The following is a 15,946-nucleotide window of genomic DNA, read 5'->3' as shown; positions in this document are numbered from 1 at the left end:
CTAAATATGAATATAAATATTTTTCAGCTTCATCTGTTGCATCAAAAGTTCCTGCATCTGATGCCCGTCAGATGTATTATTAAGTGCATGCTCAAGACTGTTTGATTTCACTTTTATCACAGTGTCATTCAATGCTTTTTCCCGTTCATTTTTATTCAAATCATCATTTAAATCGGCACTGAATAATGCTGCAACTTCATTATGCTCTTCATCTGTCGCATATGTATTTATAATAGACGCCGGATTAACATATCCCTCATCAAACTGTGAATATAGCTTATCTGCAACATCCCTTAAAAGTGGGTCGATAAAATCTGATGGTTCTATATATTCCTTAACTTTTTTAAATATCTCTCCATCATCTATCATCCATGTAAGCAGAATTTTTTCTGCCTGACGCACACCGCTGTCCCTCTTCTTTTTTGCTGTCTGCTGCATGGAAACTCTCGGTCTTTCATCTTTTCTTTCAAGAATTCCGCTTTGGTTTCCATAACTTGCCACAAGTTCCCTCATTCCATCCATCTGTATATTAAACTTTCTGCATACAGCATTAAGGTAATTATCTCTCTCAAGTTTCTGTGAAAAACCTGTGAGTTTTCTTGCTACCTCACGTTCAAATTCAGTTGAACTTTCAGGGTCACTTCTGTCATATTTTTTCTCAATAACGCCAATTTCATACATAAAACTGTTTGATGCATTATCAATCCGCTCCTGAAATGCCTCTGCCCCAAGAGCTTTTATAAACTCATCAGGGTCTTTATATGGCTGCATATTAATAACCTTTGTTGACAGTCCGGCCTCTTTAAGAATCGGAATTGCCCTCATCGCTGCCTTTGTTCCTGCCTCATCACTGTCATATGTTATTAACACCTGATCTGTATATCTTTTCATCAGCCTGGCCTGTCCCGGCGTAAGTGCGGTTCCAAGCGAAGCTACAGCCTGATTAAATCCGGCCTGATGCATAGATATTACATCCATATATCCTTCACATATTATCAGATTATTTTTTCTTGCCGTTCTTGCAATATTTAATCCATAAAGATTACGGCTTTTATCAAATAATTTTGTTTCCGGAGAGTTAAGATATTTAGGTTTTGCATCCCCCATAACTCTTCCACCAAATCCGATAACTTTATTATTGATATCCATTATCGGAAACATAACTCTGTTCCAGAATTTATCATTTATACCACGTTCATATGTAAATAATCCGCTCTCTTTAAGTAAATCATCATCATATCCTTTATCTTTCAGATACCGGTATAATGCTTTACTGTTCTGTCCGGAATATCCCAGCCCGAAACGGTTTATTGTCTCATCAGTTAATCCTCTTTTTCTAAGATATGACAATCCAACTTGTCCATTTTCGGATTTCAACTGATGATAATAATACGTTGCCGCTATTTTATTTATTTCCAGCAGTTTTGTTTTTAAATCCCGCTCCTGCTGCTCTTTTTGTGAATAACTTATCTCAGGCAGTTCCATGCCCACCCTGTCGGCAAGTGATTTTACTGCCTCAAGAAATGTAAAATTTTCATATTCCATAACAAATGTTATTACATTGCCACCAACTCCACATCCAAAACAATGATACAACTGCCTGCTCTGTGAAACTGAAAATGATGGTGATTTTTCATTATGAAAAGGACATAATCCCACATATGAACTGCCATTTTTCTTTAATTTTATATATCCTGAAATGACATCTACTATATCATTTCTTGATACAACTTCCTCAATCAGATCACTTGAATACATTTCTATCTATACCTTTCATATTCTTGTTGCATCTATACTTTCCATGATGCCGGTACAAATATTTCCTCAAACTTGGCAACCGAATACTGATCACTCATTCCTGCAATATAATCACAGACCACACGTTCAAGCGGTTCGTCCATTTTTTCAATAAACATTTTGTAATTATCAGGTAATGCATCAATATTATTCATATAATACTCATACAATTCTGTTATAAGTTTATATGCTTTTACTTCCTCACTCTTCGCTGTAGGATTCAGATACAAGCTTCCAAACATAAACTGCCTGAGGCTTTGCATTGCATCTCCAATTTCCTCTGACATTACAATATCGTTTTTGTCCATACTATTTAATACAATATCATTAATCATTGTATTAAGTCTGGTTTTGGTGCTGTTGCCAAGAATTGATGTATAAATTTTAGGTATATCATCCTCACTGAATATCTTTGCACGTATTGCATCATCTATATCATGATTAATATATGCTATTTTATCTGAAAGACGGACAACTTTTCCTTCTAATGTTGATGGATTGCCCGATGTCCTGTGATTAACTATCCCATCACGTACCTCTTTTGTAAGATTCAATCCCTTTCCATCTTTTTCGAGAAGTTCTACAACACGTATACTCTGTTTATAATGACTGAATCCAAGCGGACATATTTCATTCAATGTTCTTTCACCTGCATGCCCGAACGGCGTATGCCCCAAATCATGTCCCAGTGCAATTGCTTCAGTCAGATCTTCATTTAACCGCAGTGCTCTCGATATGCTTCTTGCTATCTGCGAAACTTCAAGCGTATGAGTAAGCCGCGTTCTGTAATGGTCACCCGTTGGTGCAAGAAAAACCTGTGTTTTATGTTTTAAACGTCTGAATGCTTTACAATGCAGTATCCTGTCTCTATCCCGCTGATAAATTGTACGCATTTCACATTGTTCTTCAGGTCTGTCTCTTCCTAGTGATTCGTCACTAAAACTTGCATATCTGCTCAAATACTCATGCTCACGTCTTTCCTGTTCAACTCTGATGTTCATTTTTTATCATTCCCTTCATTAAACAAGACCAGTATGTATATACCTGACCAGGCATTTCTCCATAAAATTGCCTATATTTTTATATATTCAACAACATCTAACGATTTCCTTTTTTATTTTTTAATTTTTTTACGTTGCAGTAAAATTTTATACAATGTATTTTATATTTTACAATTCATTATTATGAAGAAAAGAAAGAGCCGGCACATCCTGAAGTCACACATATCAATGCTATTTTAATCATATCGTAAATATTAATTTCATCTACATTGCCTACTATAAACGAAATAAGTGCAAGAATCATAAAATATAAAAAGCCTGTTAATGCACCCCAGAGAAGTCTTTTGTTTTTTTGTCTCGAGCCAATCATAAAGCCACCAACTGCAGACGAAATTATATACGTAATTATTATCCCCGCTTTTATCTGCCATTCACTCAGATTAAATTTGTATAAACCAAATGATAACCCTAGCAGTATAATTGCCGTTATAACATAAATAACTGCAATCGTTTTTATCATGTTTAATATTTTTACTGTCATACTTCCTCCAATTTTATTTATTATCTGTATCATATTTTATGAATCCATTTTTTCTTATATGTGTAAAAAAAAATGTTTTTTTATATATTCTTGACTTCCATCATCTTTTTTTATAGAATTGAGAGTAAATATATTTTTATAAAGGAGTGATTTTTTGGATACGGACAGTATCATACAAATTATTGCAATTATTATTCTTCTTGTTATGTCAGCATTTTTCTCGTCTGCTGAAACTGCTTACATGACGGTCAACAAAATCAAGATTCGTTCTCTTGTTGGCAAAGGTAACAAACGGGCAGCTATTGTTGATAAAATTATAAACAACTCAAGCAAAATGCTAAGTACAATACTTATTGGCAATAACATTGTCAATCTTAGTGCATCAACAATCCTTACTACACTTGTAATACATCTTTTTGGAAATTATGCAACAGGTATTGCAACAGGTATAATGACTATTCTTGTACTTATATTCGGTGAAATTTCACCAAAAAATGCTGCCACGGTTCATGCTGACAAAATAGCACTTGCTTATGCACCTGTTATCAATCTTCTTATGTACTTATTCACACCAATTATTTTTATTGTTGATAAGTTATCAGGCGGCGTACTTCGTTTGTTAAAAATTGATCCTAACAATAACAAAAAAGCTATAACAGAAGAAGAACTCCGTACTTTCGTAGAAGTAAGCCATGAAGACGGCGTTATTGAATCTGACGAAAAGCAAATTATAAATAACTTGTTTGATTTTGGCGATACACAGGCAAAGGATGTCATGATTCCAAGAATTGACATGACTACCGCTGCTGTTGATTCCGACTATAATCAGATAATTTCATTATTCAGGGATACACAGTATACAAGACTCCCTATTTATGAAGAAAGTGCTGATAACATAATCGGAATATTAAACATCAAAGATATTATACTTTCACAGTCAGAAGAAACATTCTGCATAAAAAATATTATGCGTGAGCCTTTTTTTACATATGAACATAAAAATGTCTCTGAATTATTTAAAGAAATGCAACGTGGCTCACATAGCATTGCAATAGTACTTGACGAATACGGCAGTGCTGCCGGCATGATAACAACCGAAGATTTACTTGAAGAAATAGTCGGTGAAATCCGCGACGAATATGACAAAGACGAGACTGAACCTTTTATTAAACTTGCAGATAATGTTTATCGTGTATCAGCTTCATACAAACTTGATGACATAAATGACGCAATTGGAACAAATCTTCATTCCGATGAAAATGATTCAATTGGCGGCTACATCATTGAACAGCTCGACCGCTTTCCTAAACGTGGTGATCGTTTAAAAACCGGTAATATTGAGTTTATTATTGAACATGCAACAAAGGCTAGAATTGTATCAATTATCATGAAAATAAAACAATCATAAAATTTTTTTAAGAAGAAGCCCGCTATATGGGCTTCTTCTCATTTTATTCTCAAGCTGTCACCACTGCTGTTAATTTTCCATACCTGTATACATTCATCGGGCATATAATCTTTAAGTTCTTTAACCTCAAGCTTTCCACTCTTCTTGTACCACTTATCGTCCCCAAAAGTTCTTTTTACCATTGAAGCCCCATGAAAGCTTGAAGCTATTTTTATTATTTCCATTTCAGCCGGCTCTATATCTGCATACTTCCATACAGCCGATATAGTTGTATTTTCTGATATATCAATCCTGTCACCGGGATTAAATAATTTATCTCCTATTCTCCATCCTTCAAGTTCAAAAAAACAATAATTTCCGCCTTTTTCCATCTGAGGACTTCTCGTACAATCCGGCAATGTAATAATTTCCCCTCTTGTTTTGTTTAAATCAAATGAATTACGATAAACCGTACATAACAATTCTTTGGTTGAATCGCACGCTCTGCCACCATTCAATTCAAATGTCACCCTTGCTTTTGCTTCATATACTGCATAATAAAAAATATCATCATACACCTGTATATTATCATGTGCAGCTATCTTTGCAATTCTTCCTTCTGCTTTATCTATATTGGTACATGTTGTCCAACCAGACGGAATAATATTTTCTACATTTTCCCAGTCTTTAAATTTACGTATTCCAGGAGCTTCAATATCACAATATTTTTCATTATTGTATATACTCACATCTATATTTCTTCTTCCATTTGCATCAATAAACCCGGCACTTATATTTTTTCTGAATAATGCATATAAATGCATATCCTCACGTTCAACAAATAATTTTTCAATCATCTTTCTGCTGTTATTTTTTGTGCTCCATCCATTAAAATCCCATCCATCCTTATATGCTTTCAATGATAAGTCAATAGGATTATTTACTAATTCATATTTTGTATAAGATACATTTGCTCCATCCTGCCAATGCCCTCCATTATAATTTACATCATATATAATCTTATATTTATTATAAGCATCCGTCCTATAATATATTTTGTTAACCGTCTTTCCCACAACTATATATGACGGATTATCTGTCATTATCGTTCTTCCGGCACAATCTGTTTTTTCATAATAATAATTATCTTTTATATACTTCTTTACATCTATATAATACTCTTTTCCATATGATACTTTTTCTTTATCTGTTGCAATCAGCTTATAAACAGCTTCTCCCATATCGTCGATTCCGTTCTGCATATAATATTCGTTAAGCTGTTCATATTGTGAATCAAACATATTAACACCCAGAATATATGAAAATGTTATACTCTCACCCGGATTTATTCTTCTGTTTTTCCATGCTATAGACATTCCGACATCAATACATCCACTACTGCCCATCATCGCACCATGCCTTGTATTATTTATAACATTAAAACTTCCTAATACATTATTACACCACGCATTTTGCTTTCTTTTTTTCCATTCGCCAATATAAACACAGTCAGCATCCGTAACACCGGCAATTCCATTAGTATACACATTTAATGCTACTGACGGAATATTTCCTCCCTGTGCATCCGAATTATCTGCATACATGTTAGACATTGTAAATCCATTTCCTATAAACCGGCAGAATGCATTATCATCATGCCCGACTTCAATATCACTTGTCGTAGCAAGACTGAATACCTTGGAAATCTGATTAGTATTTTTCAGTACAATATTTACCTGGGTAAATTTGTTTCCGGCTGCATCTTCATAATTATCATTAAACCAGATGTTATCCAGTTCAATCCCTGAATAGCCATAATATATACTGTCATATTTTTCGTTATTTTTATAATGGCTGTTTCCAAGCCACACTTCTTTCCCATCAACTTTTAATAAAATCTCATATCCTGCACTGTCTCTTCCATTAGTATCATTAAATGTAGTGGGATTATATGTATCATTTATATTGTAATTAATATCATATATAGAAATTTCACTTCTGCCAAACGAATCCCATAATTCATTAAACTGTGCTGAATAATGATTAGAATATTGTCTTTCAACCCTGGTTCCTTTGATATCCTTAATCTGTGCAGCTGATGTCATATTAACAAACATAATTGATATTAACATAACTGACATCAACATAAATATTATTATTTTACTGTGTTTCTTCAATAAACATCACCCCATTATTTTTTTAATAAAACTGCTCTCTGACATACACATACTCCTTTCTTTTGTCCAAATGAATATGTATATTCCTGCTTTACAAGAAAATCGAAACGTCCATCATCCACATCTGCTTCTGCCAATGACACTGTTATATCACCTTCTGTTTTAACTGCACTATTCAATGTCATGCAAAAAAATTCCATCAGCTGTGTAATATATGTATCATCATTATCATCGGCCTGAATATATCTATAATAAGATGAACATACATCTATTGCATAATCTGTAGCATTTTCCAATCCACGATTAATCTCATCCTCTCTTACAGATTTATTTATAACGGACATATGTATAACAATAATAAGTGCCAATAAAACTGCAAGCGAACTTCCCCCAATTATAACCCTCATACAAATTTCCTTTCTAAGCTTTACATTTTACAAGACATTCTGATGTATATAACCTGTTTAATGACATAAGTTTTATACCTATATTTTTTGATACGCTTACTCTGTAATACTTATAATTTTCTGTCTGTGTTTCATATTGGCATGTCACCGACATTCCCCTGTCTTTCGCAGCATTACATATGGTATCAAAAACTGCAGAATCAAGTTCATCATTATTTTTCTGTGTCTTTCCATATATCTCTATATAATGTGAAACATATTGCTGCATCTTTCCCACATCTGCAATTTCAGTATTCATTATTATAAATTCTAATGATATATAACATATAATTGTCATAATCAGCAGATAACATGATGTTTCTATAATGTTTTTCATAGTCTCTCCTCTGATATTACATACTAATGTCAATAACTATCTGTATATAATCTGATTCAAAAACGCCAGGATAATATCCTTGTATTCTGTCATTATATTTACAAACAGTGTAATAACTGCTACAGCACATATTACAGATATTATTGCATCTGAATATACTTCTATAATATCTTTCATAAACACTCCCTAAATCATTACTTTAATAAGAATTTTTAAAAATACTCCTATAATAATCCCCGAAAATAATAACGAAATTAAAATATTACCATACTCTTCTATCAATCCATCCATATACCTGCTCCCTGCGTTTCTTCGGTAGTGTCACCTCTGACACTCCTTTTTTATAAATATCCTGTAATAACCATAAGCATATCAGCTGCTATTTTTAATGAAACAAATATCATTGGTATATATTCCGCAAACCTTAATGCACTTAAATTATTCTGATTTTTATTTTCTTCATATTTGTCTATTATTTCATAATTTCTTTTTATAATTGTATTCATCATCTCATCTGCCTCGTCAACATCAAGCTCGGACACTGAATAAAGCATTCGCACTGTTGATGATATATCAAGCACTCCAAATTCACTCATAAATTCATAGTATGGTTTTACTGATGATGGCGTTTCTTCCAGTTCATATATAAATCTTTCCAGAGATTCTTTCATCACAACAGGACAATCCTTATATGTTTCCCTTACCGCTGCCTGAAGAGGCTCGTCCTGCAGATGAATCACAATATCCCTCAACCACTCTGAAAATGATATATAGACATCATTCTGGATTCTTGTTAATGCCTTCTTACGGTTAATCACCGGCACAAAAAGCATATAAATTCCTGCCAGTCCAACTATTACTGCCGTCAGAAATTTTTTAGCAAACAGAAAAACAAACGCTGCTGCTAACATTATTCCAAACGTAATAATTGAAAATATTTTTATGCTTTTTTTATCAGAATCAGATATAATTCTCATATCTTTTAATATTTTCTTCTCTGTTCTGTCCGTATTAAGCCATTCTCTCCCATATGATACATTTACAAACACAAAATAGATTATATTTAATAATATAAATATAAGTGAAACAACCTGATATAATAAAGTATTAGTTATACTTATATCTATTCCTGCTGTACCTTCAAGAATACGGCTTATTATCACTGATACAGAAGCGAGTACAAAACTTAATATAATTCCAATAAATGAATTTCTTTTTATCTGTTTTATGTCATCCTGATATTTGTAAACTCTTTTAACCCAGCAGTTAAAATCATCCAGAAGAATTTCAAGTGAACGATAATATTTTCCGCCTCTTTGCTCAATATCAACTATAAGCTTATGTAATGTTTTTATTCTGGGGCAGTTATACTCATCTTCTATAATTTTTAATGCATAATTATATACTTCTGATGATGTTTCCGTTTCAAGCCTCTTTATTGACTTTATCACAGTCTTTTTTGCCTTTCCCGTAAGTATCTGTGATGTATCTTCTAAAGCCACATTCACTTTTGGATTTCTTTGAAATGAATATGCCATCTGATGTATATAAACATCCACATCATTAAATCTTTTATCTTCCTGCTTTTGCAAATAATAATAAAATATAATTGCAGGCATAAATATAATCACTGCAATTTCAGAAATTGCAAAGCATATTATATTCATCTTATAAAAAACACATATACAGCCTAATACAAAAAATGCCGCAGCTGCAATTCCTGTTATTTTCCAGAATGAATATGATGTTTTACTCTCATATGCCATATTCTTAATATTTCCAATATTTTTATAAGCTTTTTTTATTCCATACTGCATAACATACCCCATTTCCTTTATTGTATTGTTATTTTCATGTGCTTACGCATATGGATTGTCAATTCCATAATTTTTAAATCTTTTCATTATTTCCTTAGGAATATCATTGGATGTAAACTCACAGTTTTCATATATAACAGTACATTTGTTAATTCCATCCTCTCTGTCAAAGAAAGCAAGCTCCTGTATTTTTCTTCTTTCATTCTTATCACATGTAACAAGAACGCCTACATCAATATACTTATATATACTATTAATAAACCTGTCGGTTACACTGCTCTCTCCAAGCATGTTATACATTCGGTCCGGCAGTCCACGTACATTGTCAAGATGCATAGTCGTCATACAGCTTGCACCTGTTGACAGTGAATTAAGCAAATCAAGAACCTCTGTTCCTCTTGATTCTGATAAAAGCATCCAGTCAATGTTGTGTCTTAATCCTGCCTTTATAATCTGTGAATATGTAAACCTGTCATCAACAAAAAACTCTACACATTTTTTCCCTGGATTTATCATTCTGTAATGTATCTCCTGGTTATCTTCATATACGCCTACCTTTTCATATGAAGATATAAAAGTTGACATATATTTTAACAATTCTGTTTTTCCTGCATGTGGCTGACCGCCTATAACACAATTCATATGTGCTTTTGTACAGTTTTCAAGCAGGTTTATTAATGTCTCCGGTGCATAACCGCTGTCAAGAAGCGATTTGTGGTTAAATCTTATGTATATTGGAATTTTTCTAATTGCAATACTTTTCTTTCCGCATCTGGACTCATGCCAGATAGAAATTCTTAAATCTTCAGTATTTGCTTCAAGAACAGGTACTGACCTGTTAAAAGAAACCATCATAATGTTGGCAAGACGAATAGATAAATTATCAACAAAAGCAGCTGTAAGCTTCTTCTTGGATAAATAACTTCCATTATCAAGATGTGTAATCCATAGATTATATCCATCCCATTCTATATCTGTTATTCTGTCATCAGCAATCTCTTCCTTGAGCTCGCTAAACAATTCACTTCTGTGACTTGCAATAAATTCTTCTACATGCGAATCTCTCAATCATTCCCAGCCCCCTCTATAGCATCTGTTATCTGCTTTTCATAAGAAATGTTTTCGACCGCTGTCGTTGTCTTCGTATTAACTATGCCAACAACCGCAACAGTTAAAAGGACAGCGGCAAGAACGCCTGCAAGTGCCACAACTACTTTACCATAATGTTCAATAATATCATTCATATTATTTTCCTCCTTTAAATCAAAAGTTTTTATTTACATTTAGTATAGTAGCATATTCTATTTTATTTGTAAAGTGTTTTTTATATTTTTTATATATTATTTTATTTTTTCATAAAATGCATCCATAACCATCTGTCTAAGCTTTTCAAAATCAACATGATATTCTTCATACTGTTTTCCATATTTAATCTTTCCAGGAATCGTCTTTATTTCATCAAAAGAAAAATCACACTTCATAACTTCTGAAATTACATATGTAATCTCTGACATATTTTTTAAAAACCCCCATCAGCCTCTTATCAGCCGATGGGGGATTAATACTCTTTATTTCTGTTTTGTATATGTTACAGATTCATTATTTCTCGTCATAGTAAGGACATCACCGTTTATACTATATGTATATTCCTGTTCATCCTTCTGTCCAAGTATTTCAGTTACAATCTTTAATGTGTTGTCGTTCGTTTCATATGTGAACGACTTTGAAACTGTTGTTCCAATTGAAATTTTACCAGTTCCGTCTTCATTAAAAAGATATACTGTCTCACTTCCACTGTCAGCGCCCCAGCTTCCAGCTATGGAAACTTTCTTTGCTTTGCCACATGATGCAAGCATAAGCACTGCTACAAGTGCCAATATCGTCAACGAAATTTTTTTCATACAGATTTCTCCTTTTTAAGTAAAATGTGTTCTCTGAAGTAAATAAAAACTCTTCTTCTCTACAATTCAAGCTTTTCAAGGAAGTCAACAATTTTAGTAAACTGCATTCCATGTGATGCTTTGACCAATATATTGTCACCTTTTTTTAATAATTTTGAAAAATCTTTTTCAAGCTCATCTTTCGTATCATACGAATGAACATCACAGACAGAAACAGTTCTTACGCCTGCTGCAATATTTTTAGAAAGCTCACCAACTGTAATAAGCACGTCTATATTTTTATCTTTAAAATATTCTCCAACTCCGTAATGAAGCTGTTTTTCTTCTTCTCCAAGTTCAAACATGTCACCAAGGATTGCTACTTTGCGGCCTTTAGACGATGCAAGGACATCTATTGATGATTTCATTGAAACAGGGTTTGCATTATAACAATCATCCAGAATAAGAAGACTGTCAGTTCTTATAATATGATTTCTGCCGGCAAGCGTCTCCATATTGGCAATTCCGTCCGCAATCTCTTTTGATGTAAGTCCGAATACAGCACCGACTGCCGCAGCTGCCATTGAATTATATACCATATGAATTCCTGCAACCGGAATATGCACATTGAAATTTCTTATATTATCAGCTGTATTAACATTACATATAGCTGCCATCATTCCTTCAAGCCCGTTATTTACAATATTTTCAGCATATATTCCACATTTATTTTCAATTCCGAAAAATACAGGCTTTTTATCATAAACATCCTTAATTGTAATAAGCTTATCATCATCACCATTTAAAATAACTGTTCCATCAGGATTCATAGACTTAAATATTTCAGTCTTGGCTTTAAGAATTCCGTCTCTTGTTTTAAGATTTTCAAGGTGGCACCATCCGATATTTGTAATCACACATACATCCGGACACGCAATTGCTGTCAGCCTTGTCATCTCACCAAAATCACTTATTCCCATCTCAAGCACTGCAATTTCATCACTTTCCTCAAGCGTAAAAACAGTAAGCGGAAGACCTATTTCATTATTAAAATTCCCCTGTGTTTTCTTCACTTTATATTTCTGTGCAAGAACAGATGCAATTGTTTCTTTTGTACTTGTTTTTCCGACACTTCCTGTGATTCCGACAACTTTAATATCAAGCTGCTGTCTGTAATAAGCTGCAAGCTGCTTTAATGCTGTAAGTGATGATTCAACCTGTATATATGGCCTGCTTTCTCCAGGAAGTTCACGCTCTGAAATACAGCACAACGCACCGTCATCAAAACATTTTCCTATATAATCATGTCCGTCGCTTTTCTCACCGCATATTGCAATAAACATTCCATTTTTCTGAATCTTACGGCTGTCAGTTGTTATCGCTGATATTTCAATATCAACTGCACCTTCATCACCATGATATATGCCATGACAAGCCTGTGTCATGGCTCTAATTGTCATTCCCTTCATATTGACTCCAATCAGTTAATAATTATTCATATTTAGCTAATGACAACTCAACAAGTTTCTGTGTAAGTTCATCATATGAAATTCCAACTACCTGTGCTTCCTGAGGAACAAGGCTTGTTGCTGTCATTCCCGGAAGTGTGTTGATTTCAAGGCAGAATATCTGTCCATCTTCATTCATAAGTTCATCTACTCTCGCAAATGCCTTTATTCCTGCCGCCTCACATGCCTTTTCTGCCCATCTTTGCATTCTCTGTGAAGTCTCTTCATCAACTTTGGCAGGACATGTCTCCTTTGTAGCACCGGCACTATATTTATTCTTATAATCATAGAAACCATTCAATGGCTCTATCTCAATTACAGGAAGTGCTTTTCCGTCAATTACAGCTACAGAAAATTCTCTTCCTTTAACATATTCTTCAACAATTATTTCATCTTCAAGCGAAAATGCCAAATCCACTGCTTCTTTGAATTCAGCTTCATTTTTTGCAATTGATACACCGACACTTGAACCGCCGCAGCATGGCTTTACAACACATGGAAATGGTACATATTCAAGCTTATGGCCTTTTTTTAATGTTATTCCCTTAGGAACAGGTACTCCTTCAGTTGCAAGCATTTTCTTTGTAAGATGTTTATCCATTGAAATAGCACTGCTTAGATAGTCTGTTCCTGTATATTTTATTCCAAATAAATCAAATGCTGCCTGAATTTTACCATCTTCACCATTAGAACCATGAAGTCCTATATATACAATATCCGCAGCCTTACATACATCAAGAACCATAGGTCCGAAGAAGCCTTCAGATTTTTCTTTTCTTTCAGTCTCAATCTCTTTAATCTTCGGGCTCATCTTTCCAAGCTCTGAAGCAAGCTCCTCTAAATCATTCTTATCATTAAAGAAATCCTGTACATTATCATATTTATCACTTCCAAGAAAAACATCAATCATATTGGCATTATGACCATTTCTTCTAAGTGATGCACATATAAGTTTACCTGATGAAAGCGAAACATCTCTTTCAGTGCTTGTACCGCCTGCTATTACTGCTATATTCATACCCATTTTCCTTTCCTGTCAAAACTGCTTATCGTTCACTTAAAGGAGTGTATTCATTATGCGGGCTTATACTCTTATAAGCCGGACGAATAATCTTTCCACAGTTAATAAGTTCTTCTATTCTGTGGGCACTCCATCCCGAAATTCTTGCCACCGCAAAAATTGGTGTATACAACTCATGCGGAAGGCCTAACATACTATACACGAAACCGCTGTAAAAGTCCACATTTGCACTGACACCTTTGTAAATTTTTCTCTCTTTTGCAATAAGTCCGGCAGCAATCCTTTCAACATCAGACATAAGCTTGAATTCTTTTTCCCTGTGTTTTTCCTGCGAAAGCTGTTCTACAAAACCTTTGAACACTCTTGCTCTCGGGTCTGAAAGCGAATAAACGGCATGACCCATACCATAAATAAGACCCGTTTTATCGAATGCTTCTTTGTGAAGAATTGCATCAAGATATTTAGTGAGTTCTTCTTCATCATCCCAGTTCTTAACATTATGCTTGATATCTTCAAACATCTTTACAACCTTTAAATTGGCACCACCATGCTTAGGTCCCTTTAATGATGCAAGTGATGATACAACTGCGGAATATGTATCTGTACCTGAAGATGTAACAACATGTGTTGTAAATGTTGAATTGTTACCGCCGCCATGTTCTGCATGAAGAACAAGTGCAATATCAAGAATCTCTGCCTCAAGCGGTGTAAAATTACCATCATCACGCAGAAGATGAAGAATATTTTCAGCCGTAGACATCTTAGGATCCGGCTCATGTATTATAAGGCTTCCTCCTATGTGTGAATGTTTATACGCCTGATAACTGTAAACAGCAAGAAGTGGAAGCTGTGAAATAAGCTGGATTGACTGACGTACCACATTAGGAATGCTCACATCATCTGCCTTATCATCATATGAATAAAGCATAAGCACACTTCGTGCCACAGCATTCATAATATCGCAGCTTGGCTTTTTCATTATAATATCTCTTACAAAATTAGGCGGTATACATCTGTAATATCCAAGAAGCTCTGTAAAATCTGCAAGCTGTTCATCATTTGGCATCTCACCAAAAATCAGAAGATATGTAACTTCTTCAAATCCATATCTTTTGTCCTTTGTAAAACCTGCAATAATTTCTTCAACATCATATCCACGGTAATAAAGCTTTCCGTCACATGGATGAGATATCCCATTCTCATCTGTTTCTGTAGATTTTACTTCTGAAATTTCAGTAAGTCCTGTAAGAACACCTTTACCATTCAAATCCCTAAGTCCTCTTTTTACCTCATATTTATCATACAAATCAAGACTTATTCTATTATTCTCCCTGCATTTTTCAGCGAGACTTTCAATCTCAGGTGTCACCTTTGTAAATTTCTTTTCTTCCATAAAAACCCTCCTGTTCAATTATAATATATTACATATTGTTATCTTAACCTCGTACATTCATATTTTGCGTGTGCCTGTATGCAGTGTCTAAGCGATGCATATCTTTCGTCAATGGTTCCCGGAAGCACCTCTACATCCATTGAAACCGCCATAGCATCAATAAGCTTATCATCAAGATTATCTCTTAATTCAGACAGCACCTCAAGTTTCTGTGCATACCCTTCTGCATCAAGAAACTTCATAAGTCTGTCATCAACAGCCTCGGTCTCTTCATCAAAAACCGGTAGAATCACCGGTTCATTATCCAATGAATCTTCATTACCTTTTTCATCAACGCTTACATATCCGCTGTCTTCATCGAAAAACACCTGTTCAAACCTGTATCTTTGCTTAACATCCGGATATTTAACATGGTCAACCTCACTCATAAACATATCATATGGTCTTACATATACTGCAAAATCTCCATACAGAGCCTGATATACTATCATCTTTTCCTTAGTCTCGGAGTGAATTGCAACAGCTTTTACCTGATATAGCTTATTTTTAAAATGTCTGTACAGACCTCCAATCACAGGTTCCCGTTCCTGCATAAAATCTCCTCCCTTCATGCAATCCCAATAATAATCTTATTATTTTAA

17 protein-coding genes are annotated in these 15,946 nt (G+C 34.1%); 1 reads left to right on the top strand and 16 read right to left on the bottom strand.

The window, feature by feature from the left end; genetic code table 11:
• The 3 genes from dnaG to WMO38_RS09880 form a co-directional block, all read right to left on the bottom strand.
• Entirely contained in the window at positions 1-1,758 is a 1,758-nt protein-coding gene (gene dnaG, locus WMO38_RS09890) for a DNA primase (RefSeq protein ID WP_021866958.1), read from the bottom strand.
• A gap of 32 nt (positions 1,759-1,790) precedes the next feature.
• A complete protein-coding gene (locus WMO38_RS09885) occupies positions 1,791-2,798 on the bottom strand; it encodes a deoxyguanosinetriphosphate triphosphohydrolase (RefSeq protein ID WP_186836536.1) in 1,008 nt (335 codons plus the stop codon).
• Between the two features lie 181 nt (positions 2,799-2,979).
• Positions 2,980-3,339 carry a TIGR04086 family membrane protein gene (locus WMO38_RS09880; protein ID WP_349162491.1) on the bottom strand — a complete coding sequence of 120 codons (360 nt, stop codon included), beginning with the start codon at positions 3,337-3,339 and terminating at the stop codon, positions 2,980-2,982.
• 154 nt (positions 3,340-3,493) lie between these two features.
• On the opposite strand from WMO38_RS09880, the gene WMO38_RS09875 reads away from it, so the two are divergent.
• Positions 3,494-4,747: an HlyC/CorC family transporter gene (locus WMO38_RS09875; protein WP_349162490.1), complete on the top strand. Its 1,254-nt coding sequence runs from the start codon at positions 3,494-3,496 to the stop codon at positions 4,745-4,747.
• A gap of 38 nt (positions 4,748-4,785) precedes the next feature.
• Here WMO38_RS09875 and WMO38_RS09870 read toward each other — a convergent pair whose 3' ends face one another.
• The 13 genes from WMO38_RS09870 to WMO38_RS09810 form a co-directional block, all read right to left on the bottom strand.
• On the bottom strand, positions 4,786-6,858 hold the full coding sequence (locus WMO38_RS09870) for a hypothetical protein (protein WP_349162489.1): 2,073 nt from the start codon (positions 6,856-6,858) through the stop codon (positions 4,786-4,788).
• 59 nt (positions 6,859-6,917) lie between these two features.
• Entirely contained in the window at positions 6,918-7,310 is a 393-nt protein-coding gene (locus WMO38_RS09865; protein ID WP_349162488.1) for a hypothetical protein, read from the bottom strand.
• 13 nt (positions 7,311-7,323) lie between these two features.
• Entirely contained in the window at positions 7,324-7,686 is a 363-nt protein-coding gene (locus WMO38_RS09860) for a hypothetical protein (protein WP_349162486.1), read from the bottom strand.
• 36 nt (positions 7,687-7,722) lie between these two features.
• Positions 7,723-7,863 (bottom strand): hypothetical protein, encoded by a 141-nt coding sequence (locus WMO38_RS09855; RefSeq protein ID WP_186836531.1) that lies wholly within the window; start codon positions 7,861-7,863, stop codon positions 7,723-7,725.
• 164 nt (positions 7,864-8,027) lie between these two features.
• The gene (locus WMO38_RS09850; RefSeq protein WP_349162484.1) at positions 8,028-9,503 is read right to left on the bottom strand and encodes a hypothetical protein; all 1,476 of its coding nucleotides are present in this window, start codon (positions 9,501-9,503) and stop codon (positions 8,028-8,030) included.
• A gap of 42 nt (positions 9,504-9,545) precedes the next feature.
• On the bottom strand, positions 9,546-10,571 hold the full coding sequence (locus WMO38_RS09845; RefSeq protein ID WP_021866166.1) for an ATPase, T2SS/T4P/T4SS family: 1,026 nt from the start codon (positions 10,569-10,571) through the stop codon (positions 9,546-9,548).
• Complete coding sequence (locus WMO38_RS09840) at positions 10,568-10,747, bottom strand: hypothetical protein (protein ID WP_021866165.1); 180 nt, start codon at positions 10,745-10,747, stop codon at positions 10,568-10,570. The genes WMO38_RS09845 and WMO38_RS09840 overlap by 4 nt, the downstream gene beginning before the upstream one ends.
• A 96-nt stretch (positions 10,748-10,843) precedes the next feature.
• Positions 10,844-11,017 (bottom strand): hypothetical protein, encoded by a 174-nt coding sequence (locus WMO38_RS09835; RefSeq protein WP_349162482.1) that lies wholly within the window; start codon positions 11,015-11,017, stop codon positions 10,844-10,846.
• Between the two features lie 54 nt (positions 11,018-11,071).
• Complete coding sequence (locus WMO38_RS09830; RefSeq protein ID WP_349162481.1) at positions 11,072-11,404, bottom strand: DUF5640 domain-containing protein; 333 nt, start codon at positions 11,402-11,404, stop codon at positions 11,072-11,074.
• A gap of 59 nt (positions 11,405-11,463) precedes the next feature.
• Positions 11,464-12,852, bottom strand: a complete 1,389-nt coding sequence (locus WMO38_RS09825; RefSeq protein WP_349162480.1) for a UDP-N-acetylmuramoyl-tripeptide--D-alanyl-D-alanine ligase — start codon at positions 12,850-12,852, stop codon at positions 11,464-11,466.
• 22 nt (positions 12,853-12,874) lie between these two features.
• Complete coding sequence (locus tag WMO38_RS09820; protein ID WP_021866160.1) at positions 12,875-13,909, bottom strand: D-alanine--D-alanine ligase family protein; 1,035 nt, start codon at positions 13,907-13,909, stop codon at positions 12,875-12,877.
• A 28-nt stretch (positions 13,910-13,937) separates the two neighbouring features.
• Positions 13,938-15,305, bottom strand: a complete 1,368-nt coding sequence (locus WMO38_RS09815) for a citrate/2-methylcitrate synthase (RefSeq protein WP_349162477.1) — start codon at positions 15,303-15,305, stop codon at positions 13,938-13,940.
• 38 nt (positions 15,306-15,343) lie between these two features.
• Positions 15,344-15,898 (bottom strand): DUF1653 domain-containing protein, encoded by a 555-nt coding sequence (locus WMO38_RS09810; RefSeq protein WP_021866158.1) that lies wholly within the window; start codon positions 15,896-15,898, stop codon positions 15,344-15,346.
• Between the last annotated feature and the right edge of the window lie 48 nt (positions 15,899-15,946).

The organism is Lachnospira hominis (ex Hitch et al. 2025) (assembly GCF_040096395.1).
In the GTDB taxonomy this organism is placed as follows: Bacteria; Bacillota; Clostridia; order Lachnospirales; family Lachnospiraceae; genus Lachnospira; species Lachnospira hominis.
Note: the sequence above shows the minus strand (reverse complement) of the source record. Positions and strands in the feature narration are given on the sequence as shown.